General features: G+C 65.1%; 27 protein-coding genes and 1 riboswitch. Of the genes, 14 read left to right on the forward strand and 13 right to left on the reverse strand.

Annotation, left to right across the window (positions count from 1 at the left end; all coding sequences use genetic code 11):
• Positions 1 to 19 precede the first annotated feature (19 nt).
• Entirely contained in the window at positions 20 to 661 is a 642-nt protein-coding gene (gene pdxH / locus GGD67_RS20345; protein WP_018322567.1) for a pyridoxamine 5'-phosphate oxidase, read from the reverse strand.
• Positions 662 to 774: 113 nt separating this feature from the next.
• Between pdxH and GGD67_RS20350 the strand changes: the two genes are divergently transcribed.
• Together GGD67_RS20350 and GGD67_RS20355 are read left to right on the forward strand one after the other, a co-directional pair.
• Entirely contained in the window at positions 775 to 1182 is a 408-nt protein-coding gene (locus tag GGD67_RS20350) for an RT0821/Lpp0805 family surface protein (RefSeq protein WP_018322568.1), read from the forward strand.
• 109 nt (positions 1183 to 1291) lie between these two features.
• The gene (locus GGD67_RS20355) at positions 1292 to 2254 is read left to right on the forward strand and encodes a DnaJ C-terminal domain-containing protein (protein ID WP_018322569.1); all 963 of its coding nucleotides are present in this window, start codon (positions 1292 to 1294) and stop codon (positions 2252 to 2254) included.
• A gap of 321 nt (positions 2255 to 2575) precedes the next feature.
• Here the strand turns inward: GGD67_RS20355 and GGD67_RS20360 are convergent, their stop codons facing one another.
• Together GGD67_RS20360 and GGD67_RS20365 are read right to left on the reverse strand one after the other, a co-directional pair.
• The gene (locus GGD67_RS20360) at positions 2576 to 3346 is read right to left on the reverse strand and encodes an anti-sigma factor (protein WP_179735331.1); all 771 of its coding nucleotides are present in this window, start codon (positions 3344 to 3346) and stop codon (positions 2576 to 2578) included.
• A gap of 106 nt (positions 3347 to 3452) precedes the next feature.
• A complete protein-coding gene (locus GGD67_RS20365; RefSeq protein ID WP_018322571.1) occupies positions 3453 to 3941 on the reverse strand; it encodes an RNA polymerase sigma factor in 489 nt (162 codons plus the stop codon).
• A 173-nt stretch (positions 3942 to 4114) separates the two neighbouring features.
• Here GGD67_RS20365 and fabI point away from each other — a divergent pair, with 173 nt between their 5' ends.
• From fabI to GGD67_RS20385, 4 genes are all read left to right on the forward strand, one after another.
• Positions 4115 to 4930: an enoyl-ACP reductase FabI gene (gene fabI / locus GGD67_RS20370; RefSeq protein WP_092259949.1), complete on the forward strand. Its 816-nt coding sequence runs from the start codon at positions 4115 to 4117 to the stop codon at positions 4928 to 4930.
• 12 nt (positions 4931 to 4942) lie between these two features.
• On the forward strand, positions 4943 to 5542 hold the full coding sequence (locus tag GGD67_RS20375; protein WP_179735557.1) for a histidine phosphatase family protein: 600 nt from the start codon (positions 4943 to 4945) through the stop codon (positions 5540 to 5542).
• Positions 5543 to 5725: 183 nt separating this feature from the next.
• Positions 5726 to 6814: a chorismate synthase gene (gene aroC / locus GGD67_RS20380; RefSeq protein WP_018322574.1), complete on the forward strand. Its 1089-nt coding sequence runs from the start codon at positions 5726 to 5728 to the stop codon at positions 6812 to 6814.
• Positions 6815 to 6894: 80 nt separating this feature from the next.
• Positions 6895 to 8085, forward strand: coding sequence for an adenylate/guanylate cyclase domain-containing protein (locus tag GGD67_RS20385; protein ID WP_018322575.1), 1191 nt, complete (start codon positions 6895 to 6897; stop codon positions 8083 to 8085).
• A 21-nt stretch (positions 8086 to 8106) separates the two neighbouring features.
• Here GGD67_RS20385 and GGD67_RS20390 read toward each other — a convergent pair whose 3' ends face one another.
• The 6 genes from GGD67_RS20390 to GGD67_RS20415 form a co-directional block, all read right to left on the reverse strand.
• Positions 8107 to 8868 (reverse strand): hypothetical protein, encoded by a 762-nt coding sequence (locus GGD67_RS20390; protein WP_179735333.1) that lies wholly within the window; start codon positions 8866 to 8868, stop codon positions 8107 to 8109.
• A gap of 78 nt (positions 8869 to 8946) precedes the next feature.
• On the reverse strand, positions 8947 to 9252 hold the full coding sequence (gene clpS / locus GGD67_RS20395) for an ATP-dependent Clp protease adapter ClpS (protein WP_018322577.1): 306 nt from the start codon (positions 9250 to 9252) through the stop codon (positions 8947 to 8949).
• 44 nt (positions 9253 to 9296) lie between these two features.
• A complete protein-coding gene (locus tag GGD67_RS20400; RefSeq protein WP_179735335.1) occupies positions 9297 to 9638 on the reverse strand; it encodes a DUF190 domain-containing protein in 342 nt (113 codons plus the stop codon).
• Between the two features lie 2 nt (positions 9639 to 9640).
• Complete coding sequence (gene crcB, locus GGD67_RS20405; protein ID WP_179735337.1) at positions 9641 to 10063, reverse strand: fluoride efflux transporter CrcB; 423 nt, start codon at positions 10061 to 10063, stop codon at positions 9641 to 9643.
• 6 nt (positions 10064 to 10069) lie between these two features.
• Complete coding sequence (gene crcB, locus GGD67_RS20410) at positions 10070 to 10459, reverse strand: fluoride efflux transporter CrcB (protein ID WP_026202771.1); 390 nt, start codon at positions 10457 to 10459, stop codon at positions 10070 to 10072.
• 19 nt (positions 10460 to 10478) lie between these two features.
• Positions 10479 to 11687: an MFS transporter gene (locus GGD67_RS20415; RefSeq protein ID WP_179735339.1), complete on the reverse strand. Its 1209-nt coding sequence runs from the start codon at positions 11685 to 11687 to the stop codon at positions 10479 to 10481.
• A gap of 112 nt (positions 11688 to 11799) precedes the next feature.
• Positions 11800 to 11890: riboswitch (Fluoride riboswitch) on the reverse strand.
• Between the two features lie 272 nt (positions 11891 to 12162).
• Between GGD67_RS20415 and GGD67_RS20420 the strand changes: the two genes are divergently transcribed.
• Positions 12163 to 13026, forward strand: coding sequence for a DUF1194 domain-containing protein (locus GGD67_RS20420; RefSeq protein ID WP_091964726.1), 864 nt, complete (start codon positions 12163 to 12165; stop codon positions 13024 to 13026).
• 167 nt (positions 13027 to 13193) lie between these two features.
• The gene (locus GGD67_RS20425) at positions 13194 to 13829 is read left to right on the forward strand and encodes a hypothetical protein (protein ID WP_018322583.1); all 636 of its coding nucleotides are present in this window, start codon (positions 13194 to 13196) and stop codon (positions 13827 to 13829) included.
• Between the two features lie 38 nt (positions 13830 to 13867).
• Here the strand turns inward: GGD67_RS20425 and GGD67_RS20430 are convergent, their stop codons facing one another.
• On the reverse strand, positions 13868 to 14641 hold the full coding sequence (locus GGD67_RS20430) for an enoyl-CoA hydratase/isomerase family protein (protein WP_312009965.1): 774 nt from the start codon (positions 14639 to 14641) through the stop codon (positions 13868 to 13870).
• Positions 14638 to 14790: a hypothetical protein gene (locus tag GGD67_RS20435; RefSeq protein WP_179735343.1), complete on the reverse strand. Its 153-nt coding sequence runs from the start codon at positions 14788 to 14790 to the stop codon at positions 14638 to 14640. Before GGD67_RS20435 ends, GGD67_RS20430 begins: the two co-directional genes overlap by 4 nt.
• 104 nt (positions 14791 to 14894) lie before the next feature.
• Here GGD67_RS20435 and GGD67_RS20440 point away from each other — a divergent pair, with 104 nt between their 5' ends.
• Both GGD67_RS20440 and GGD67_RS20445 read left to right on the forward strand, forming a co-directional pair.
• Positions 14895 to 15278 (forward strand): VOC family protein, encoded by a 384-nt coding sequence (locus GGD67_RS20440; RefSeq protein WP_179735345.1) that lies wholly within the window; start codon positions 14895 to 14897, stop codon positions 15276 to 15278.
• 77 nt (positions 15279 to 15355) lie between these two features.
• Positions 15356 to 15988, forward strand: coding sequence for a hypothetical protein (locus GGD67_RS20445; RefSeq protein ID WP_179735347.1), 633 nt, complete (start codon positions 15356 to 15358; stop codon positions 15986 to 15988).
• Here GGD67_RS20445 and GGD67_RS20450 read toward each other — a convergent pair.
• Both GGD67_RS20450 and GGD67_RS20455 read right to left on the reverse strand, forming a co-directional pair.
• The gene (locus GGD67_RS20450) at positions 15985 to 17094 is read right to left on the reverse strand and encodes an Acg family FMN-binding oxidoreductase (RefSeq protein ID WP_246784401.1); all 1110 of its coding nucleotides are present in this window, start codon (positions 17092 to 17094) and stop codon (positions 15985 to 15987) included. The genes GGD67_RS20445 and GGD67_RS20450 overlap by 4 nt on opposite strands.
• Before the next feature lie 80 nt (positions 17095 to 17174).
• A complete protein-coding gene (locus GGD67_RS20455) occupies positions 17175 to 18179 on the reverse strand; it encodes a GntR family transcriptional regulator (RefSeq protein ID WP_244550723.1) in 1005 nt (334 codons plus the stop codon).
• On the opposite strand from GGD67_RS20455, the gene GGD67_RS20460 reads away from it, so the two are divergent.
• Genes GGD67_RS20460 through GGD67_RS20475 form a run of 4 tightly spaced genes read left to right on the forward strand, consistent with a single transcriptional unit; the run spans position 18173 to position 22253 of the window.
• Positions 18173 to 19108: a hydroxymethylglutaryl-CoA lyase gene (locus GGD67_RS20460; RefSeq protein ID WP_179735349.1), complete on the forward strand. Its 936-nt coding sequence runs from the start codon at positions 18173 to 18175 to the stop codon at positions 19106 to 19108. The two genes, GGD67_RS20455 and GGD67_RS20460, sit on opposite strands and share 7 nt — an antisense overlap.
• Complete coding sequence (locus GGD67_RS20465) at positions 19105 to 20319, forward strand: CaiB/BaiF CoA-transferase family protein (RefSeq protein ID WP_179735351.1); 1215 nt, start codon at positions 19105 to 19107, stop codon at positions 20317 to 20319. The genes GGD67_RS20460 and GGD67_RS20465 overlap by 4 nt, the downstream gene beginning before the upstream one ends.
• A 42-nt stretch (positions 20320 to 20361) precedes the next feature.
• Positions 20362 to 21408, forward strand: a complete 1047-nt coding sequence (locus tag GGD67_RS20470) for an ABC transporter substrate-binding protein (protein ID WP_179735353.1) — start codon at positions 20362 to 20364, stop codon at positions 21406 to 21408.
• The gene (locus GGD67_RS20475; protein ID WP_179735355.1) at positions 21405 to 22253 is read left to right on the forward strand and encodes an ABC transporter ATP-binding protein; all 849 of its coding nucleotides are present in this window, start codon (positions 21405 to 21407) and stop codon (positions 22251 to 22253) included. The genes GGD67_RS20470 and GGD67_RS20475 overlap by 4 nt, the downstream gene beginning before the upstream one ends.

Below are 22253 nucleotides of genomic sequence, written 5' to 3' on the forward strand. Positions count from 1 at the left end.
TTTCAGGTCGGCCTAAAGCTTAGGGATACATCCGCGTCTTGGACCACTTCTGGCCGGCCGCGTCACGGCGAAATTCGATGCGGTCGTGCAAGCGGAACGGGCGGTCGTGCCAGAACTCGATGCGCGAGGGCGTGATGCGCCAGCCGCTCCAGCCCGGCGGCCGCGGCACTTCGCCGATGACGTATCTGGCCGCGACTTTCGCGATGGCCTGTTCGAAAGCGAAGCGGCTCTCCAGCTCTTGCGACTGCTTGCTCGCCCAGGCGCCGATCTGGGCCTGCTTGGGTCGGGTGGCGAAATAGGCGTCGGCCTCGGCCTCGGTCACCGGCGTCACGTTGCCGCGGATGCGGACCTGACGGCGCAGCGACTTCCAGTGAAAAAGTAACGCTGCCTTAGGATTTGCGGCGAGTTCGCGGCCCTTCTGGCTGGCGATGTGGCTGTAGAAGACAAAACCCTCGGTATCGAAGCCTTTCATCAGCACCATGCGCACGTCAGGCAGCCCGTCGGGGTCGACGGTTGCGAGCGCCATGGCGTTCGGATCGTTCGGCTCGCTCTTGATCGCCTCGTTCAGCCAGGCCTCGAACAGCGCAAATGGCTCGTCGGCGGCGGTGAAATCACCGGATGTTAAGGGTGTCTGGTGTTTCATCGAGGTCGTGTCGGTCATGTCTGGAGTCCGAGTTGCGTCCCGCGGCCCAAAACGCGTTGTCGTCCGCTACCGCCCTATATAGGGCATGGGGACGCGTTGGCCTATCGGCGATCCGGCCGTCCGGCTTTGTCATGACGATCATTGTCATCGGGCTCGGTGCCGGAGGATGCAGCTTTTCCCGCAATGACAAGAGCGCCTACGCCAAGGCCGATGACAGCGACCTCACCGGTTCGATCGCGCGGCCGGCGAAGGACGCGCCGCCCACCGAGACCGATCTCGCCTTCGCCCGCAACGCCGCCTCCGACGTCCTCAGCAAGGGCGACAGGGATTCCAGCCAGCATTGGGAGAATCCGGAGACCGGCGCGCGCGGTTCGGTGACGCCGATCGCGCAGTCCTATGCCGCCGAGGACGGCCGCAGATGCCGCGATTTCCTGGCGAGCTACGTCAACGGGGCGACCGAAAGCTGGCTCCAGGGCGCCGGCTGCCAAAGCACCCGTGGCCGTTGGGAGATTCATACGCTAAAGCCGTGGCGGAGCTAGGATTCGGCGCGCGCCCCTAGTTGCAAAAATGCCACTCTCTTCCCACATGAATCCCTGGTGGGGCGGGGAGCCCTTTGAACAATTCGATTTCTTGAAGGAGACGTGACGGATGCGCGACCCCTATGAGGTCTTGGGGGTGCCGCGGAGCGCCAGCGCTGCCGCGATCAAGAGCGCCTATCGCAAGCTTGCCAAGAAGCATCATCCCGACAGCAACAAGGACGACCCGAAAGCCGCCGAGCGCTTCTCCGAGATCAACTCGGCGAACGAGATCATCGGCGACGAGGACAAGCGCAAGCAGTTCGACCGCGGCGAGATCGACGCCGACGGCAAGCCGCGCTTCCAGGGTTTTCCGGGCGGTGGCGGGCCGCGCGGCCGTGCCGGCCCCGGCGGCTTCGAAAGCTATACGTTCCGCTCCGGCGGCGGCCCCGGCCAGGGCGGCGGCGCGTTCGAGGATATCCTCAACAGCATGTTCGGTGGCGGGATGCGTGGCGCCCGGCCTGGGGCCGGCGGCGCCGGGCAGTTCGAATTCGATACCGGCGGCGTCGGGCTCGATCTCGACGTGAATGTCGCCATGTCCGTGTCGCTGGAAGAGGCGGTCAAGGGCGGCGAGAAGCGCGTCCGGCTGCCGACCGGCAAGGAGCTCAACGTCAAGATTCCGGCCGGCGTCACCGAGGGCCAGCAGATCCGGCTCCGGGGGCAGGGCGAGTCCGCGCAGGGCCATCCGCCCGGCGATCTCCTGATCACCATTAGCATCGCGCCGCACGCCCACTTCAAGGTCGAGGGCGCCGACTTGCGGATCGATCTGCCGGTGACGCTCTACGAGGCGGTGCTCGGGGCCAAGGTCCGCGTGCCCACCCTCGGCAATGCCGTGGAGCTTTCGGTTCCGAAGAACACCTCCAGCGGCCGGACCTTCCGCCTCAAAGGTAAGGGATTGCCGAAATCTGGCGGAACCGGGGATCTCTTCGTCACGATCAGGATTATGCTACCGGACGGGAACGACGCCGAGCTTGAAGCATTGATGGAGAAGTGGCGGGACCAACACCCCTACAATCCACGTAGCGGGCTCGGCTAGGGCGCTAGCCGAGGCATCCCGACGATCGGAGCATTCTCTCCCCGAAAGGATGATGCTCAACATACGCCTGAAGCGCGGCTCGCGCTTCGACGCTGACGTTCGAGACGTGTCGGTTGCCCGGCGGGGCAGCCGATAAAAAGGTGCGGCCTCGAGAGGGGGACCAGCGCGGTACCAAAAACCCCAATCGAGGCCGCCCGCGTCGATCGGCGGATCGAACGCTGCTCATTTTCGCGTGATCATCCGGTGCGATAATGAGACGCGCCGATGTCTTCATTCCAAATTTTCAATGACGGAATCTAGGCACCGCCCTCAAGCAGCTGTCTAGGTGCCGTTTTTCTCGGCCTGATCATAGACCGCCTGCGCCACCCGGGTCAGCCGGTCGCGATCACCGCCGCCGCTGACGACGTAGCCGACGCCGCGCTCGGCCCAGAACAACGCGCCGTCCTTGTCCGTTTTGGCGTAGCGCATTTGCGTCGCACCATTCTCGGTTTTGGCGGTGTAGATCGTATAGCGCTCGCCAGAGGCGCCCTCATACATCAGGAACGAGGCCGGGCCGTTCGGACCCGGCAACAGCCGGCCGCCAACGAGCTTCAGCCCGCTCGCCTCCAGGTTCGGCGCGAACACGGTCCAGCCGCAACGCCGGGTCAGCCAGGCCTGGAGGTGGTCGCGCTCGTTGCCGCCGACCTCGACGGGGTGGCGGACCTCCACGACATAGAGGCGGTGGGCGTCGAGCGCGTCCGCCGTAAAGCTCTGGAAGGTGGAGGGGGCATTGGCGGCGCCATGCCCGACCCAGCCGGCGGCGGCGCCGGCGACGAAGGCGACCAGCACCGCCGCCGCGGCGCCGTAGAGCCATTGCCGCGGGCGGCGTTCCAGCCGCTCGAGCTCCAGCCGGGCCGGCACCGGCTCCTGGGCGACGGAATCGTAGCGGGCGTGCAGCATCTCAGCCATGGCGCGCCAGGACTGTACGCGCTCGGCCTCTTCAGGATGGGCGGCGAGCCAGGCCTCGACGTCGGCGCGGCGCTCGGCCGGCAGCTCGCCATCGACATAGGCGTGCAGTTCGTCCTCGGTCACTGGGATATTGCGGTCGTTCATATCAATCGTCTCTGGCTCTGTGGCCTTAAATGTCGTTCAAAGCTCGACGTCGCGTAGCTCATCTTCGTGCTGCGGGCGGACGACACGCGATGCATCAACCCTGCCATCATTTCACCCGCCTGAGCGTCGGGCGCTCGCCCTCCAGCGAAGCCTTGACGTGGGCGCGGGCGCGGGCCAGGCGCGACATCACGGTGCCGATCGGCACGCCCTGGATGTCGGCGACCTCGCGGTAGCTCATGCCTTCCAGCATCACGAGGAGCAACACCGAGCGTTGCTCCTCGACGAGCGTCGCCAGCGCCCTCTCGATGTCGCGCCCTTCGGCTTCGGTGCCGCTGGCATCCGGGTTGTTCTCCGTCAGCTGCGTGAACTGCGGCCGCCTTGCCAGCGAGCGCCGCCGGTTCTTGTTGAGGTTGGTCAGGATCGTGTAGAGCCAGCTCCTGACGTCGCCTCCGAGAAACAATCGCTCCGAACGCAGCGCCCGCACCAGCGTGTCCTGCACCAGATCGTCGGCCGCATCCGCGTCGCGCGTGAGCGCGCGGGCGTAGCGGCGCAACGCCGGGATCATGGCTTCCACACTCTGGCGAAACGCACTCATTGCGGTCTTGACGTCCTGGTATCAGGCGCGAGCGCCTATAGCGATCATAACACCCGAACGGAACGGCTATTCCGGCGCTCGAAACAGCGTTAACGCGGCGTATTAGGGCTGTACCGCAGGGGAGGGCTGGTGTACCTCCAGACCTCACCAAGAGTTCGACGGGACGTTCAAAAATGGCGCAGAATTCGGGTCTGATGCAAGGAAAGCGCGGAGTGGTCCTCGGCGTTGCCAACAACCGCTCGATCGCCTGGGGCATCGCCAAGGCGTGCCACGCCGCCGGCGCCGAGCTCGCCTTCACCTATCAGGGCGATGCGCTGAAGAAGCGCGTCGAGCCGCTCGCTGCCGAGATCGGTGGTCTCGTGCTCGGCCATTGCGATGTCACGGATGCCGCGACCATCGATGCTGCGTTCGCGGTGCTCAAGGAGAAATGGGGCAAGATCGACTTCCTGGTGCACGCGATCGCCTATGGCGAGCAGCTCGACGGCCGCTACGTCGACACCACGCAGGAGAATTTCTCCAAGTCAATGCTGATCTCCTGCTACTCGTTCACGGCGGTGGCGCAGCGCGCCGAAAAGCTGATGACCGACGGCGGCTCGCTGATCACGCTCAGCTATTACGGCGCCGAGAAGTGGATGCCGCATTACAACGTGATGGGCGTTGCCAAGGCGGCGCTGGAGGCCAGCGTGCGCTATCTCGCCGCCGATCTCGGCGAGAAGAACATCCGCGTCAACGCGATCTCGGCAGGTCCGATCAAGACGCTCGCGGCGTCCGGCATCGGCGACTTCCGCTATATCCTCAAGTGGAACGAGGCCAACGCGCCGATGCGGCGCAACGTGTCGACCGAGGACGTCGGCGGCAGTGCGCTGTATTTCCTCTCCGACCTCTCGCGCGGTGTCACCGGCGAGGTGCATCACGTCGATTCCGGCTATCACGTGCTCGGCATGAAGCGCCCGGACGCGCCGGACATCTCGTTCGGCGGCAAGGACTAGCTTAAATCCGGAATTCCCGTGCCCACGATCTATTATCTTCGCCATGGTGAGACCGAGTGGAATGCGCTCGGGAGGCTTCAGGGCACCAAGGACGTTCCGCTGAACGCGCGTGGACGCGGTCAGGCCGTGCAGGCCGGCAGCATTCTCGCCGACCTATTCAAGCGCGAGGGTCGCGACAAGGCGTCGTTACCCTATGTGTCGAGCCCGCTCGGCCGCGCGCGCCAGACCATGGAACTTGCGCGCGGCAAGCTGGAGCTGCCAGTTGCCGGATATGCGCTCGATGATCGCCTGCGTGAGATCGGCTATGGAGTCTGGGAAGGTCTGACCCTGGCCGAGAGCGAGGCGAGGGATCCTGACGTGTATGCCCGGCGCCTCACCGACAAATGGTCGGTCGGCCCCGCCGGCGGGGAGACCTACGCCGATGTCCAGGTCCGCGTACGGGCCTGGTACGACCAGCTGCGGACCGACACCGTTGCGGTCGCCCATGGCGGGACCTGCCGGGCCCTGATGGTTTCACTCGGCCTGGAGACCCCCCTCACTGCCGCCGAGCTCTATATCGAGCAGGGCGCCGTCTACGTGTTCCGCGACGGGCGGCTGGAGAAGTTTAGCTAGTCCCATCCGCCGTCATTCCGGAGCGGTGCGAAGCACGAACCCGGAATCTCGAGATTCTCAGGTGCGCAAGGGCGCACCGGAGTTCGCCCTTCGGGCGCCCCGAATGACCGAGTGTGTTTGACCCCGGTGTTCCCCCGCGTTACCACCACAAGTCAGAACTGACTTACGCACCAGCGAGAAGCGATGTCCTTCAACACCTTCGGCCACATGTTCCGCGTCACGACCTTCGGCGAGAGCCATGGGGTGGCGATCGGCTGCGTGGTCGACGGTTGTCCGCCCATGATCCCGCTGACCGAGGCCGACATCCAGCAGGACCTCGATCGCCGCCGGCCGGGCCAGTCGCGCTTCACCACCCAGCGCCAGGAGCCGGACCAGGTCAAGATCCTCTCCGGCGTGATGGCGCATCCGGAGACCGGCGTGCAGGTGACGACGGGTACACCGATCGGGCTCCTGATCGAGAACACCGACCAGCGCTCGAAGGACTATTCCGAGATCAAGGACAAGTTTCGCCCCGGTCACGCCGACTTCACCTATGAGGCCAAATACGGCCTGCGCGATTATCGCGGCGGCGGCCGCTCCTCGGCGCGCGAGACCGCAACGCGCGTTGCCGCCGGTGCCATCGCGCGCAAGGTGCTGCCCAACGTGAAGGTGCGCGGCGCGCTGGTGCAGATCGGCCCGCACAAGATCGACCGTGCGAAGTGGGACTGGGACGAGATCGCCAAAAATCCGTTCTTCTGCCCGGACAAGGACAAGGCCGCGTTCTTCGAGACCTATCTCGACGGCATCCGCAAGAGCGGCTCCTCGATCGGCGCGGTGATCGAGGTGGTCGCCGAAGGCGTGCCGGCCGGCCTTGGCGCGCCGATCTACGCCAAGCTCGATTCCGATCTGGCGGGCGCGATGATGACCATCAACGCAGTGAAGGGTGTCGAGATCGGCGCCGGTTTCGGCGCGGCGGAGCTCACCGGCGAGGAAAACGCCGACGAGATGCGCACCGGCAATGACGGCACGCGCTTTTTGTCCAACCATGCCGGCGGCGTGCTGGGCGGCATCTCCACGGGGCAGCCGGTGGTGGTGCGTTTCGCGGTGAAGCCGACCTCCTCGATCCTGCAGCCGCGTCTCACCGTCGACCGCAAGGGGGCCGACACCGAGATCTTCACCAAGGGCCGCCACGACCCGTGCGTGGGCATCCGCGCCGTCCCTGTCGGCGAAGCCATGATGGCCTGCGTGCTGGCCGACCACTTTTTGCGCGACCGCGGACAGGTCGGGCGCTAGGGCCGAGTCGGGCGTTCATGCCGCGGTACCAGCCGACCGCGCAGCTTGACGATCCCGCAACTTCGTTCGCAAATGCGGCCATGAACAGCTCCGAGCTTCAGCGCATCTGCGACTGGCTGATCGACGGCGCCTGGGCGGCTCAGGAGTCGGCCGTAGGGATTGCCGATTTCTGCGAACGTCTTGTCGCGGCCGGCCTGCCGCTGACGCGTTTCGGCATCTTCATCCGTACGTTGCATCCCGAAGTCTTCGGCCGCAACTTCATCTGGCGGCAGGGCGAGGAGGTCGAGGTCGGCACCGTCGATTTCGATATCCTGGACACGCCCGAATTCGCCGCGAGCCCGCTCCGCATCGTGTTCGAGCAGGGGATCGAGGTCAGGGGGCGCGTCGGCGATCCCGACAATACGCGCTTTCCGATCGTCAAAGACATGGACGCCGAAGGAGCGACCGACTACATCGCGGTGCCGATGCCGTTTCTCGACGGCTCGGTCCACGCCACGAGCTGGGTGACGCGGCATCCCGGCGGCTTCAGCGATGACCATATCGCAGCGATCCGGTCCATCGTGACGCCGCTGGCGCGCGTCAGCGAGATCATCACCCTGCGCCGTACCGCCGAGATGCTGCTCGACACCTATGTCGGCAACCGTGCCGGCGCGCGCATCCTCGGCGGCCAGATCCGCCGCGGCCACAACGACACCATGCAGGCCGCGATCTGGCTCTCGGACCTGCGTGGCTTCACCGCGCTGTCGGACCGGCTGCCACCCGAGACGGTGGTCGAGATCCTCAATCACTATTTCGACTGTCAGGTGACCGCGATCCGCGGGCATGGCGGCGAGGTGCTGAAATTCATGGGCGACGGTCTGCTCGCGGTGTTTCCGATCGACGAATATGTCGGCGATGCCGCCCACGTCTGCACACGCGTGCTGGAAGCGGCGCGCGAATCCCGCGCCAGCGTCGAGGCGCTGGCCTTTCCGGTCGGCGACGCCGTCGAGCGTTTCCGCTTCGGCGTCGCGCTGCACGTCGGCAACATCCTCTACGGCAATATCGGCGGCGGCAACCGCCTCGACTTCACCTGCATTGGTCCCGCCGTGAACCTTGCCGCAAGGCTCGAGAAGATCACGGGCCGCCTGGGGCGGACCGTCGTGGCCTCGGAAGGTTTTGCCAATGTCTGCCGCCACGACTGGCGCGAGCTCGGCGAGTTTCCGATCGCGGGATTTTCCAAGGCGCAGCGCGTGTATGGGCTTGGCGAGGAAACGCCGGTGGTGATGGCCTAGCGGACGGCACCGTCGGCGAAACTAGTCAGCGCGCACATATGACTGCCTCAGCCCAAGCGTCAGGATCGTCAGAGTGATCCACAGCCGCAGCATCGCAAAGCTGAAGATGAAGACGAAATAGATCAGGTTCTTGCTGAACTGGCTCGCTGACGAGGTCTGCCAGAAATTCCAGATCGCGCTCCGCACCGCTTCCTGTCCGTAGGCGAGGGCGACGTTGATGACACCGAGCGCGATCACGGCGGCGCCGAGCCACAGCCCGCGCCGTGCGAACTCGCCGATGGCGGCGAACAGGGCGACCCTGCCGTCATCGCGCTCGGCACGGACGATCATGAGCAGCACGATGGTGGCGATCCCCGCACTCCAGAAGCGCCCGGGATGGGTGAACTGGTCGAACGCCATGCCATCGAGCCCCGCCAAGAGATGATACGAAGCCTCAAAGCCGGCTAATCTGGCGCTGAGCGCCGCCGCGATCATCACGAGTGCGATCCGCCACAGGATCGAGAAGGACAGCTTGAACTGCTCGCCCAATGTCAGCGCGCCGAGCGAGGACTGGCCGCCGGCCGCCTCGATCGATTGTTGCGCCGTCGCGAAGAAGGCCAGGAGCACCGAAATGTCGGCAATGATGATGGCTGGCAGCGCCACGGCGCCGCCGCCGAACGCGATCACCCGCATCGCAGCCGCCAGGATCAGCCAGGGCAGGGCGTGCAGGAGCTTGAACGGACCGAACGAGGTTTCTGGGCGGGCCGGCTTGAGCGCGAGCTGTTTGCGCAGTGCAACTGTCATCTCACCGTGGTGACACAGGAGATTGAACCTGCGGTAGCGGGGATCGGTAAAATTGACCGGAAGCGGGCAAACGACGCCCTATTCCTCCGGCTCGGTCGTGAACAGCAGTGGATAGCCCTTGGCGCGGCCGGCATCGGTGGCGCGGGTGGCCTTGGTCTCGGCGACGTCCCTGGTGAACACCGCGACGACGCAGGCGCCGAGCTTGTGCGCGGTGATCATCACCTTGTAGGCCTGATCCTCGGTCATACGGAATTCGGCCTTCAGGATCATGGTGACGAATTCGCGCGGCGTGTAGTCGTCGTTGATCAGGATGACCTTGTGCAGCTTCGGCCGCTCGACCTTGGTCTTGGTCCGCGTCTTCGGCTTGGTGACAGTGTTGTTCATTCCGCCTCCCGGATACGGCGGGCTCGGGTTCCCTGCCGCAGCGATCAGCTTGCGACCTTCGCACCATATTGCAGGACCTGCACCTTCTCCAAGGTGATCAGGCCGCTCGACATCATGCCATCCAGGATGGGCAGGAATGCGTTGATGTTGTCCTCGCTGTCGACGATTTCGATCAAGAGCGGCAAATCTTCCGACAGCCGCAGGATTTTCGAGGTGTGCAGCCGGCTCGACTTGCCGAAGCCCATGGGGCCGCGCAGCACGGTGGCGCCGGCAAGGTGCCGCTCGCGCGCGGTCATCACGATCGCTTCATAGAGCGGTTTGCCGTCGAAATGGTCGCTCTCGCCGATGAAGATCCGGAGCGAAACCGCCTGATTGGGGATTTGCATGGTCAACTCCTCGTCAAGCGGTTGTAGCGGCTCGCCATCATATGCCCTGCCCATACCGACACCAGCCAGCAGATGACGGATGCCGCGATATAGGCCAGCGCGGTGTATTTCATGCCGCCGTGGAACAGGCGGAAGGTCTCCAGGCTGAAGGTCGAAAAGGTGGTGTAGCCGCCGCAGAACCCGGTCATGACGAATTGCCGGTGCTCGGGCCGCGCCAGCATGCGGCCGTCGGGGCCGGTCAGCGTCGCGTAGAAGCCGATGATCAGCGAGCCCGTCGCGTTGATGAACAGCGTCGCGAAGGGAAAGCCCGGCCCGGTGTCGAGCGCGAGCCCGACGAGATAGCGCGTCAGGCCACCGACGACGCTGCCGGCGGCAACCCAGGCATAGAGTATCGCAGTGCGCCAGCGCTCGGCGGGAGCGTTCATCGGCCTCTAGCCTCCCAGGCCGTCCGCAAGGAGGAAACCGCAACTGACGGCGGCAAGGCAGAGCCCGACCGAGAACACGACATTGCCGAGCGCATGCATCGCCTCGCCGTTACGCGCGAGTGTCAGCGTCTGCAGGCTGAACGAGGACACCGTGGTGTAGCAGCCGAGAAATCCCGTCACCGCGAACAGCCACGGATTGGGCGTGGCAAAGGCCGAGCCGGGATGGGTCGCCAGCGCGCCGAGAATGCCGATCAGGAAGGCGCCGGTGACGTTGATGGTCATGGTGCCCCACGGAAACGTCTCGCCCAGCCGCCGCGCGATCACGCCGGAAATAAAATAGCGCGCGCAGCCGCCGAGCACGCTACCGACCATGATCGCGATTGCTCCGCTCAGCACGATGAACGACCTCCCATCCTCATTTGTCCTCCGCTGCCAGACCGTTGCCGACGGCCAAGAGTCCCACGAGCGAGACCAGTGCGAAGCCGAGCCCCGCAAAGAAGGTTCCTGCCGGACCATAGGCGTCCCACAGCGCGCCGGCGATCACGCTCGCGGCCAGCAAGGCAAGGCCGGTGAACAGGTTGAAATAGCCGAACGCGGTGCCGCGCAGGCTGGGCGGCGCGGCGTCGGCGACGAGGGCCGAGAGCAGGCCTTGCGTCAGTCCCATATGCAGCCCCCACAGCACGACGCCGAGTGCGAGGCCGCCAAGGCTCGGCAGCAGCGCCAGCGCGAGATCGGCACAGGCGAGGAAGACGAGCCCGAGCGCGAGCAGGCCGGTCCGGTTGATCCGGTCCGAGAGCACGCCGGCCGGATAGGCCGACAGCGCGTAGGCGATGTTCATCAGCACCAGCACCGCCGGCACCCACATCGCATTGAGCCCGATGTTCTGAGCCCGCAGGATCAAGAAGGCCTCGCTGAAGCGGGCGAGGGTGAAGACGACGCCGACGGCCACGACGCGCCAATAGACCGTGCCGAGCTGCCGCATCGCGGCGAGATTGAGCGGATTCCCCGCAGGCTCCCGGCTCGGATCCGGCTCCGGCTCGCTCACCGCGAACGCGATCAAGCCGAACGACAGGAAGGCCGGCAGCACCGCCACCCAGAACACCGCGGCAAAATTGTCAGCAGTCCACCACATCAGGCCGATCGCCACGAGCGGCCCGAGGAAGGCGCCGATGGTGTCGAGCGACTGCCGCAGGCCAAAGCTCGCCCCGCGCAGGCCGCGAGGTGCGATATCGGCGATCAGCGCATCGCGCGGGGCGCCGCGTATGCCCTTGCCGACACGGTCGATGAAGCGGGCGGCCACCAGCCATCCGACGCTGGGGGCAAGCGGGAACAACGGTTTGGTGAAGGCCGCGAGCCCGTAGCCGAGCGCTGCGAGCAGTTTGCGCCGGCCGAGCCAGTCGGACAACGCGCCGGAGAAAATCTTCGTGATCGAGGCCGTCGCCTCCGCGATGCCCTCGATGAAGCCGACGGTGAGCGTCGAAGCGCCGAGCACGGTGACGAGATAGACCGGCAGGAGCGCGTGGATCATCTCGGAGGAGATGTCCATCAGCATCGAGACGAAGCCAAGCACCCAGATCTCCCTGGGCAACCCGCTACGTGCAGCAGTCGGTGTCGTCGTCGTCACGTCGTCGCCTTCTCCTTCGCGTTCTCCTGGCCAAAGGCCAGACAACAAAAAACCCGCCACCGGCGGGTTTGTCCATGCTCCCGCCGAAGGCAGAGGCTCAATGATTGCCCCTCCTCAAGCAGGAGTCATCAGCCCACTACGGTCCAGGATTCGGGTTCAAGGCCGCCGGGCGGTTATCGGGGGACTCCATCCCCATCTGTCTGGCCAACCTAGCATGGAAATCGTGCCGGACAAGTAGGCGGGACGCTCTGTCCCGCGGCTCGTCGTTCCGGCTTTGCGCATCGCGAGCCCGATGATGCCAGCAATCTGGCGCGTTCCAGCGGCGCGAGCGCGGCAACACGGCGGCAGCTTTGCGCAAGGGCGTGCACATACCCAACCCGCAGCTTCCTAACCTGAATGTGAAGCGCAAGCGATCTTCGCCCTTTGCGGCTCGGCGATTGCATGTCACCATCGCGTCATACGACGGGAGACTGCGATGCGCTTGCTGTTCTCGATCGGGGCTGTGCTGGTTGCCGGCATGTTTGCCGGAGGGGACGTCGCGGGCATCGCGGCACCAGGACCAAAATTTGAACCGCCAAAGAACGAGCCGCAGCGGCTTGCGGCCGACCGGGACGCGCAGACGGTCGACGTCGAGCTGATCCTCGCCGTCGATGTCTCTTACTCCATGGACATGGACGAGCTCGCGATCCAGCGCGAAGGCTATGCGCAGGCGATCCAGTCGAAGGAATTTCTTCAGGCGCTGAAGCTCGGTCCGAACGGCCGGATCGCGGTGACCTATTTCGAGTGGGCCGCCTCGAGCGACCAGAAGATCATCATTCCCTGGCGGTTGGTCGACGGACCGGAGACGGCCGATGCGGTTGCCGCCGAGATCATGAAGACGCCGATCCGGCGCGCCTCGCGCACCTCGATCTCCGGCGCGATCACGTTTGCGATGCCGCTGTTCGACGAGGATCCCTATCGGGGCCTGCGCCGTGTGATCGACATTTCCGGCGACGGCCCCAACAACAATGGCGGCCCCGTCACGGTGGCGCGCGACGCCGCGCTGGAGAAGGGCGTCGTCATCAACGGCCTGCCGATCATGGTCAAGGAGCCGTCTTATTCGACCATGGATATCGACAATCTCGATTTCTATTACGAAGACTGCGTCATCGGCGGTCCGGGCTCCTTCGTCATCACGATCAAGGACCGTGACAAGTTCAAGGAGGCGATCCGCACCAAGCTGCTGATGGAGGTCGCCGGCCGCACGCCGGAGCGCCCCGTGATGCGCGTCGCCGACAAGGAGCCGCGCGTCAATTGCCTGATCGGCGAGAAGATCTGGTCGGACCGTTGGGGACGATGAAGCCCCCCGGCTGAGACCTTTTGCCCATCCAACCGGCAGTTGAACTTAACGGCTCGTTAACCGGTGCATGGCCCTAATCGGTCGGTTTCTGTCCGTTTCAGTCGGCGTCCCGATATCGCTGAAGCCAAACGAAGTGGGTCGGTCGGGCCCGTCTTCCGAGCAATCACATGGCCGTCATCTCATCGAGCACCAGCCAGATTTCTCCCGCCAATGAGCGGCTGTATCACCAGAGCGCGCTGCTCGGTGACTGGAAGGGCAATTGGGTGGGCAACAACCAGCCCGTCGGCTTCAAGGTCGTGAACATCCGCGGGGCCCGCGCGCAGGTCGAGTACACCCATAACGGGCACACCGAGCGCGGCTTTGCCGAGGTCCAGGGCACGCTCATTACCTTTGGCGGGGTGACGGTCGGCACCAAGGACGGCAAGAACATGGTGATGCTGTTCTCCTTCGGGGGCGCTGGCAAGCAGACCGCGAATCTCGAGAAGCAGGCCCCGCCGGCTTCCGACAGCCGTCTCATGGGAAGCTGGGGTGGCTATTCCAGCGCCAACGGCAAGAGCGCGAGCTTCAAGGTGCTCGCGGTCAATGGCAAGGAAGCCCAGGTCAGCGTCACCACCGACGGCGTCACCCGCCAGGGCACCGGCTACGTCTACAAGAACGTCATCATGTTCGGGCAGACGCAGATCGCGACCGATGACGGGCAGAACGGCAAGGTCATCTACCAGGTCGGCACCAAATCCTTCATGGTGCCGGTGACGAAATATCCGCCGGCCGATTCATCGTCCTCCGTGGACAGGACCGCCTGAACGCGCGGCGCTCCGACACGCGCGGGGGCCTGCTGTCCTCACCATTTCGGCGCCCGCTTCTCCACGAACGCCCTCAAGCCCTCCTGCGCCTCATCCGACGTCGCGACGTTGCAGAAATCGTCCACGGCGCTCGCAATGCTGCGGCGATAGTCGAGATCGATCTGGCGCATGAAGGCGGCGCGGCCCATCCGCAGCACCGTGGCCGATTTGCCGGTGAACTGCGCAGCGAGCTTCGCCACCTCGGCCTCGAGCTCCGCATCCGCGACGACGCGGTTCACCACGCCGAGCTCGCGTGCTTCCATGGCGCTGAAGATCCGGCCGGTGAACAGAAGCTCGAAGGCGCGGTGTCGTCCCACGATGCGCGGCAGATGCGCGTAGTGGATCGCGGGAATGACGCCGACGTCGATCTCGGGATAGCCGAACGTCGCGCTCTCGGCTGCCAGCACCACGTCGCAGGACACCGCCATGGTCATGCCGCCGCCGCGCGCCGCACCGCCGACCGCGGCGATCGAGGGCTTTCCGAGCCCGTACTGGGCATCGTAAAGGTCGATATAGAGCGCCTGGAGGAATTCCCGGATCTCGGCGCCGGATCTGCCAAGCAGGATGTCGAGGTCGAGGCCCGCCGAAAAACGTTTTGCAATTGCGCTCGCCAGCACGACAACGCGTGCGCCGTCGTCATCCGCAGCGCGGCGGAAGGCGGCCACAACTGCGCGGATCATCTCGAGGCTCAGCGCATTGACCGGTGGGCGGCGCAGCGTGATGCGGGCGATGTTGCCAACGCATTCGTACGCGACGGGATTGTCAGAGGTCACCGAGTTCTCCATGCCTTGATCGGGACAGCACCTTCAACTGCCGCTCGACCTTGCGCAAGACTTTCGCGGGCGGCCGCAAGGGCGCCATCGCCGATCAGCCGCCAGGCATCGTCGGCCCCTTCCGCCAGATGCGGGATCGTCAGCGGCAAGAGCGCGGCTTCCTGACCAGCTTACGTTGCGGCGCGGCCCGTGCAAGACCTCGGGCGCGCATGCTAGGCTGCACTCTGGAGATTGCTCGCGACGGAGAGGACAGATGACCGACGAACATCCCATGTTGGCCGGCTCGGCCACCGTTTTCGTCGTCTCCGACATCGCCGCGAGCCTCGCCTATTACCGCGACGTGCTCGGGTTCGAGGTCACCTTCGAATATGGTGAGCCGCTGTCCTACGCCTGCCTCTGTCGCGAGGAGGTCGCCCTGCATCTGCTGGCAGCGGCCAGGACGAAACGCTTGCCCGGGCAGGGCGGCCTCTGCATTTTCGTCCGCGACGTCGACCTGCTCTATGCCGAATTGTCCGGCCGTGGCGCCAGGCCCATCAACCAGCCGGAGGATCGCGATTACGGCATGCGCGATTTCGACATCGTTGATGCCGACGGCAATCAGCTCACTTTCGGCATGGGTATCCCGGAACCCGGCTGAGGCGATGCCGGCGCGGCCTCGCTGGCATTCCTCATCGCCGGAGGGTATGATTTGCGAGGTTTTCGAAGGTTACCTGAATGTCCCGCCTTGCAACTTCATGCGGTCTTGCAGCTATCGGCGCCGTACTCTGCCTCAGCGGCACCTCCGTTGATGCACAAGTTGCACCGCTGAGATATGTCATACCGGGCGGACCGTTTGGCTTTGGCGGCAGCGATGGCCAGGGCTCCGATCCTTACGGCAATTTTCCGAGCTTCAATGCCGGTGACGCAGGCGGGCGCACCAATTTTGCGAACGGCTTCTTCGTCGGCAGCCAGCGCGGCAACCTCAATTGGAGCGGGCTCAGTCAGACCGGGCTTACTCAGACCGGACTTAGTCAGAGCGGACTTGCCAACAATTTCAGCGCGCTCTCGTATGACAGCACCCAGTTCGGCTACACCACCAAAACCTTGGGCGACATGCCCGTCACCTTTTTTGCCGGTTTCGACACGCTGAAATATGGCAACGGCATCGGCAGCTCGCTTGCGCCGCTGACGTCCGGTGCGACGCCCGGCACCAGCGCATTTGCGGGCGTCGAGTTCAAGCCGACCTCCAACCTCAGTCTGTCGTTCGGCGCCGGTTTCATCCAGCAGGACTCGGGTCGCATGGACAGCGATATCAGATCGAACATGCTGCCCGGCGAGTCGCCGGCCCTGAGTGGCCTTCGGCGTTAGGATCGCATCACCAGTTCAGGCGGACGCCGCAGCGATTTCGGCAGGTCCGGGCCGTACCCGAAACGCATCACGATATCGGGGCGCCGCTCGCCGAGTCCGAGTGAGGCCGCGAATTGCGGCCTCAGCGCCGCCACCTCGACCGGCTGGTTGACGAAGGCATACTTCAGTCCCAGCGCGGTCGCCTGCAAGCCGAAGCGCTGGCAGGCGCGCCCCACTGCAATCCAGTGCGGTGTGTCGCTGCGATTGGCCGCGAGCACGACGACGCCCGCAGAGCTGACGAGCTGTTCGCGGTACTTCTTGTTTTCGCCGCTCTCCGTGAAGAAGAGTTTCATAAGCGGCCGCGCCAGCCACGACGGCAGGGACGGGTTTCCCGAGGCGGGTGAGAACAACCCGTCCATGCTCGCGAGCGCCTCCGTCTCGTTGAAGCGAATCCAGTTCACGAGCTCGCGCATGAAGGCCCCGTCGCGCATCTGCGCGGCGTTGCCTTCGAGCACGTAGTCGGCGACCTTCGCGATCGCGGCGTGCTCGGTCAGCAGAATGGTCGTGACATCAGGTTCGCGACAGGCGTTCTCGAGCCGGCGCAAGGTCTCGGGCGGGGCCGGCCTGCCGTCGAACGTCGCGCGCGTGCATTGCCGTACCGGAATCGCGGCCGCCAACGCCGATGCGGCGGGCGGTGTTTCCTCGAGCGTGATCACGATGCGGTCGCCGTCGATGACCGGGTCGGCGCGCCAGCCCAGCGTGGATGCAGCGAGGATGAGGTTTTCGGCGGCGCAGCCGAGGCTGACGAAGAGGTGATGATCGTCCGGATCGACAGCCGGACAGCGGCGCGAAAAATCCGGCGCGATCGTGATTTCGTTGCCGTGCGCGGAGAAGACCCACGGCTGGGTGTTATGGCTATTGGCGGCGAGGGTGGCAAAGCGCACGAGCTCGCGATCCCGTGGCACGGCCTGCAGCGGAGCCCGCGACGTCGTCACCGTCGCGTCATAGGTCATCGTTGCTCCCGGGGCAGGGAAGCCGCCGATCGCAGCCGCGGGAAACCCGAGCGCGGCCGCGATGAACTGTCGCCGGTCAACCACAAACGTCCGCTCCATGCCCTTGCGCAGCATGCCTCTAGCAGCAACGGGCCCCAGAACGATTGACCGGAATCAAGATCAGATGACCGGTCCACGCAATTCTGGTTTGGGCATCACGACAAGCCCGCCACCAGCGGCCTTTGCAGGTGCCTGGCCATCAGTTCCGCCGCCTCCGTGTAACGTCGCGTTTCCAGGACGTCGAGCAGGCGCAAATGCTCGCGCACGTGCCGGCGCATGCCGTCGCGGTCGGCGAAGCTGCGATAGGCGAACAGGCGTCTGATCGAGTTCACGCGCTTGAGCGCTTCGAGAAAAAAGGGATTGCCGGCGCCGCGGATGATGTCTTCGTGGAATTCGCAGCCGGAGTGAAATATCTCGCCGATCGTCATCTTCTCGATCTCGCCTTCGAACACGCGCTGTTGGCGCTCGCGCAGGCGTGTGATCACCTCCTGCGGCAGCGTAAAACCCGGCTGCGCGATCGCCGCCGGCTCGATCACCGCGCGAAACGCCTTGGCCTGTGCTTGAGCTTCGGGGCTTGAGACCGTCTCTGCGAAACGCCAGCCATAGCCCGGCAGGCGTGCGATCCAGCCCTCGGCAGCGATCCGGTCCAGCAGCCGCTGCAGCTCGGCCCGCGTGACGTCATAGCGGCGCATCAGTTCCGCCTCGGTAACGTCGGTCGGCAGCCGGCTCGCGAGCACGTCGCCTGCGACGGACGCATAAACCTGCTCGTTGCGCCTCACTGCCGCGAGCGCCGGTTGGGCTGCGCCGCTGGTGGGATTCTTGGCCAGCACAAAACCGCGATGCGGCTCGCCGCGCGCCAGCCCCGCTGCTTCCAGCGCCTTCAGGCCGAGCCGGATCGGCGCGCGCGAAAGGTCCAGCGCGTCGGCAAGCCTTTGTTCGATCAGGCGGTCGCCGGCCTTCATGCCTTCGCGCCGGGCCAGCGCCATGATGAGCCCGGCAAGGTGTTCGGCGCGTTCGGAACCGTTCTTGTCGGTGCGTTGTCGGGAACTGTCTGATGAGCTCATTGCACTGCACGCGAGATTTAGGGCTTGACAGACTGTCCCACGGATTGTTCTTTTATGCAACAATATACAATCGACCCAGGGAGAGCCCGATGGCACGCGCGCCGGATGTCCATATTTGCGAGGTCGCTCCCCGCGATGGTCTGCAGAATCTCGACATCTTCGTTCCGACCGAAGCCAAATGCGCGTTGATCGACACGATCGCCGCTGCCGGCGTGCGCGAGATCGATGCCGGCTCGTTCGTGCCGCCAAAGGTCGTGCCGCAATTCGCCGACGTCGATACGGTGATGACACACGCGCTCACGCACAAATCGGCGACCATCGGTGCGCTGGTGCCGAACGTGAAGGGCGCCGAGCGCGCCATCGCCGCCGGTGTCAACGCCGTCTACTTCGTGATCTCCGCCAGCGAGACGCATAATCGCGCCAATGTGCGCCGCACGGTCGATGAGCAGATCGAGGGATTTCGAGCGGTCCGCGCCGCGATCGACGCCCGGCCCGTGGGCCAGCGGCCGCAATTGATGGGCGCGATTGCCACCGCCTTCGGCTGCTCGCTGGAGGGCGAGGTGAGTGAGGCAGCCGTGTGCCGGGTGGCGCGCGCTTTTGCCGAGGCCCGCGCCGACGAGATCGGCCTTGCCGACACCGTTGGTTACGCCACCCCAACGCTGATCGGCCAGATCGTTGCAGCCGTGCGGCGCGAGAACGGGTCGCAAATGACGCTGCGGCTGCATCTGCACGACACGCTCGGTGCGGGCCTTGCCAATGCCGTCGCCGGTCTCGAAGCCGGCATCCGCCGTTTCGACGCTGCGGTGTCCGGCCTCGGTGGCTGCCCCTTTGCTCCCGGTGCGCGCGGCAACATCGTCACCGAGGACCTCGTGTTCATGCTGGAACGCATGGGGCTCTCCACCGGCATCGACCTCGACCGTCTGATGCAGACGCGCGAGATCCTCGCCCGCCATATCCCGGCAAAACATTTGACGGGGCATCTGCACGAGGCGGGCATTCCCAAAGTCCTGCGGAGCGCGGCATGACCCCGGCTGCACATGAGACGGCATCGGAGCTTCGCCCGCTCGCCGGGCTTCGCGTCATCGAGTTCAGTCAGATGGTGATGGGGCCGAGCTGCGGCTTGATCCTCGCCGATCTCGGTGCCGACGTGATCAAGGTCGAGCCGCCCAAGGGCGACCGCACCCGCACTTTCAAGGGCCCAGCCGCCGGTTTCTTCGCCACCTACAGCCGCAACAAGCGCAGCATCGCGCTGGATACATCGACCGCAGACGGCCAGAACGTCGCACGCAGGCTGATCGAGAACAGCGATGTCCTGATCGAGAATTTTCGGCCGGGCCTCTTGAAACGGATCGGCCTCGACTACGAGAGCGTCGCGGCGTTTGCGCCCCGCCTGATCTATTGCTCGCTCAAGGGCTATCTGCCCGGCCCGTACGAGAACCGCCTCGCGCTCGACGAGGTGGTGCAGATGATGGGTGGCCTCGCTTATATGACCGGCTTGCCCGATCGTCCCATGCGCGCCGGGGCCTCGGTCAACGACGTCATGGGCGGCATGTTCGGCGTGATCGCGATCCAGGCCGCGCTCGCCGAGCGGCAGCGGACCGGCCGCGGCCGTTACATCCAGAGCGCGCTGTACGAAAACAACGTGTTCCTGATGGCGCAGGCCATGATGTGCGAGGTGGTCAGCGGCCAGCCGTCGATCCCGTATTCCATCAAGGACAGTCCGTGGCCGGTCTACGATCTCTTCGACACCAGGGACGGCTCGAAGCTGTTCGTCACCATCGTCGGCGAAGAGCAATGGGCGGCGTTCTGCCGCGCTTTCGATCGTGACGCCTGGCTCGTTGATCCGCGCTTTGCCACGAGCAACGACCGCGTCGATCATCGCAGCTGGCTGATCCCGGAAATCGCGAAGATCTTCAGGCAATGGGACAAGGCCGATCTCGCTGCGCGCCTCGAGCAGCTGGATCTGCCCTACGCGCCGGTCAACAAGCCCGGCGATCTCTTCGATGATCCGCATCTCAACCAGTCGGGCGGCCTGACCGATATTCGGCTGCCCGATGGCGGTGAGGCCAAGACACCGCTGTTGCCGATTTCCATGGACGGAAGGCGGCTGCCCAACCGCTACGATCCACCTGGGATCGGTGAGCACAGTGGCGAGATCCTGCGTGAGATCGGCATGTCTCCGGAAGACATCGAGGCGCTGCGACAAGCAGGGACGATCAAGTTCGCACCGTCCTGACCGATCGGCGTAATCGAACAAAAAACGAGGGAGGAGGAGCACATGAGCATTACCAGGCGCCAGGCGCTGATCGCGGGCTCCGCATTGGCCGGAGCATCGCTGTTGCCGGGGCGATTGCTTGCGCAAAGCAAGCAGGTCTCCCTTGCGTTCGGACCGGTGTCACCGGTCTACGCCATCGGCATGATCGCCGAGCTGAAAGGGTACTTCAAGGACGAGGGGCTCGATTCAAAGCTCATCACCGGCAATGCCGGCACGTTCGGACGCCAGACGCTGGCGGCAGGGCAGGCGCTGTTCGCGCACGGCGATGCCAGTCACCCGCTCCAGCTCGGCGCGCGCGGCAAGCCCTGCAAAATCCTGCTCGCCACCGAGATGGTGTGCTCCTACGCCAACATCATGGTCCGGCAGGACCTCCACGACAGCGGGATCAATTCGGTCGAGAAGCTCGCCGACTACAAGCGCGCCGACGGCGCCAAGCCGATCGTTGCCGCCACCGCGATCGGCTCGGGCACCTGGGTGTTCGGCACCTATGTGTTCGAAGCGCGCGGGCTCGGCGACAAGGTGAACTGGGTCGCAGGCGGCGGGCCCAACACGATGTTCCCCTCGCTCCAGACCAAGCAGTTCGACGCGATCATGGCGCCGCCGAGCTGGATCGTCGAGGTCGAGAAGAAAGGGTTTGGCAGGACGATTTACGACACGTCCAAGCCGGGCGTGTTCGAGAAGGATTTCGGCGGCACGCTGCCCGTGCTCGTGATCTACACGCTCCAGGACACGGTGGAGCAGGACAAGGCGTTGGTGCAGGCCTACGTCAATGCGATCTACCGCGCGATGGCGTTCGTGAAGGCGGCGCCACTCGCGGAGGTGCAGGCGCTGGTCACGCCGAAATATTTCTCGGGCATCGATCCCGACGCGGTCAATGCCGAACTCGGCTTCGACAAGTCGACCTGGGCCTATGACGGCGTCATCGACAAGACTGCGTTCGAACGCGGCGCCAAGCCCTGGTACCGCAAGGGCACGGATATTCCAGAGACCAAATACGAGGATGTCGTCGACATGCGCTTCCTCCAGGCCGCCAGGGCGAAATACAAATGATCGCCGCGACGGGCCAGGGCCTTGCGCTCGCGCGCGACTACGATCACACAGCGGCAGCGCGCGTCCGCATTGCCGTGCAGGGGCTTGCCAAGCGCTTCAACGCGTCCGGCCGCGAGTTCGTGGCGGTGGATGACGTCTCATTCGAGGTCAAGCAGGGCGAGTTCGTTGCGCTGCTGGGTCCATCCGGCTGCGGCAAGAGCACCATTCTCAACATGGTCGCGGGGTTGTTGCCGCGCTCGGGTGGACGCATCCTGATCGACGAGGACGCGGTCGAGACCGGCACGGTCAACCCCAGGGTCGGTTATGTCTTCCAGCGCGATACGCTATTTCCCTGGCGAACCGTGGAGCAGAACATTGGCTATGGGCTGGAGATCGCCGGGTTGCCGAAGACCGAGCGCGCCAGCCGCGTCGCTTCGGCGGTCGAGAAGGCCGGGCTCTCGGGCTTTGGTCAGAGTTTTCCACGCATGCTGTCCGGCGGCATGCGCCAGCGCGTCGCCTTGATGCGCACGCTGATCCTGGAGCCCGAGATCCTGCTGATGGACGAGCCGTTCGGTGCGCTCGACACCCACACCAAGCTGGAGATGCACAAGACGCTGCTGGAGATCTGGGAACGCGAGCGGCAGACGGTGCTGTTCGTGACGCACGATCTCGGCGAGGCGCTGACGCTCGCGAGCCGCATCATCCTGCTCTCGGCCCGGCCCGGGCGTCTCAAGGAAGATTTCGACGTCGCTATCCCGCGGCCGCGTGACCCCGTGGCCGTGCGCGAGAGCGCCGAATTCGGCCGCCTCTATTCTCACATCTGGCACTCCCTCGGCGAAGAATTCCGCCGCACCAGGGTCGATTGA

Source organism: Bradyrhizobium sp. IAR9 (genome assembly GCF_013408065.1).
Classification (GTDB): domain Bacteria; phylum Pseudomonadota; class Alphaproteobacteria; order Rhizobiales; family Xanthobacteraceae; genus Bradyrhizobium.

Bases quoted from the DNA above. Each gene is read 5' to 3' on its own strand.
- pdxH (WP_018322567.1), bottom strand. From the start codon at position 661: ATGACCGACACGACCTCGATGAAACACCAGACACCCTTAACATCCGGT.
- GGD67_RS20350 (WP_018322568.1), top strand. From the start codon at position 775: ATGACGATCATTGTCATCGGGCTCGGTGCCGGAGGATGCAGCTTTTCC.
- GGD67_RS20355 (WP_018322569.1), top strand. From the start codon at position 1,292: ATGCGCGACCCCTATGAGGTCTTGGGGGTGCCGCGGAGCGCCAGCGCT.
- GGD67_RS20360 (WP_179735331.1), bottom strand. From the start codon at position 3,346: ATGAACGACCGCAATATCCCAGTGACCGAGGACGAACTGCACGCCTAT.
- GGD67_RS20365 (WP_018322571.1), bottom strand. From the start codon at position 3,941: ATGAGTGCGTTTCGCCAGAGTGTGGAAGCCATGATCCCGGCGTTGCGC.
- fabI (WP_092259949.1), top strand. From the start codon at position 4,115: ATGGCGCAGAATTCGGGTCTGATGCAAGGAAAGCGCGGAGTGGTCCTC.
- aroC (WP_018322574.1), top strand. From the start codon at position 5,726: ATGTCCTTCAACACCTTCGGCCACATGTTCCGCGTCACGACCTTCGGC.
- GGD67_RS20385 (WP_018322575.1), top strand. From the start codon at position 6,895: ATGAACAGCTCCGAGCTTCAGCGCATCTGCGACTGGCTGATCGACGGC.
- GGD67_RS20390 (WP_179735333.1), bottom strand. From the start codon at position 8,868: ATGACAGTTGCACTGCGCAAACAGCTCGCGCTCAAGCCGGCCCGCCCA.
- clpS (WP_018322577.1), bottom strand. From the start codon at position 9,252: ATGAACAACACTGTCACCAAGCCGAAGACGCGGACCAAGACCAAGGTC.
- GGD67_RS20400 (WP_179735335.1), bottom strand. From the start codon at position 9,638: ATGCAAATCCCCAATCAGGCGGTTTCGCTCCGGATCTTCATCGGCGAG.
- crcB (WP_179735337.1), bottom strand. From the start codon at position 10,063: ATGAACGCTCCCGCCGAGCGCTGGCGCACTGCGATACTCTATGCCTGG.
- GGD67_RS20420 (WP_091964726.1), top strand. From the start codon at position 12,163: ATGCGCTTGCTGTTCTCGATCGGGGCTGTGCTGGTTGCCGGCATGTTT.
- GGD67_RS20425 (WP_018322583.1), top strand. From the start codon at position 13,194: ATGGCCGTCATCTCATCGAGCACCAGCCAGATTTCTCCCGCCAATGAG.
- GGD67_RS20440 (WP_179735345.1), top strand. From the start codon at position 14,895: ATGACCGACGAACATCCCATGTTGGCCGGCTCGGCCACCGTTTTCGTC.
- GGD67_RS20445 (WP_179735347.1), top strand. From the start codon at position 15,356: ATGTCCCGCCTTGCAACTTCATGCGGTCTTGCAGCTATCGGCGCCGTA.
- GGD67_RS20450 (WP_246784401.1), bottom strand. From the start codon at position 17,094: ATGCTGCGCAAGGGCATGGAGCGGACGTTTGTGGTTGACCGGCGACAG.
- GGD67_RS20460 (WP_179735349.1), top strand. From the start codon at position 18,173: ATGGCACGCGCGCCGGATGTCCATATTTGCGAGGTCGCTCCCCGCGAT.
- GGD67_RS20465 (WP_179735351.1), top strand. From the start codon at position 19,105: ATGACCCCGGCTGCACATGAGACGGCATCGGAGCTTCGCCCGCTCGCC.
- GGD67_RS20470 (WP_179735353.1), top strand. From the start codon at position 20,362: ATGAGCATTACCAGGCGCCAGGCGCTGATCGCGGGCTCCGCATTGGCC.
- GGD67_RS20475 (WP_179735355.1), top strand. From the start codon at position 21,405: ATGATCGCCGCGACGGGCCAGGGCCTTGCGCTCGCGCGCGACTACGAT.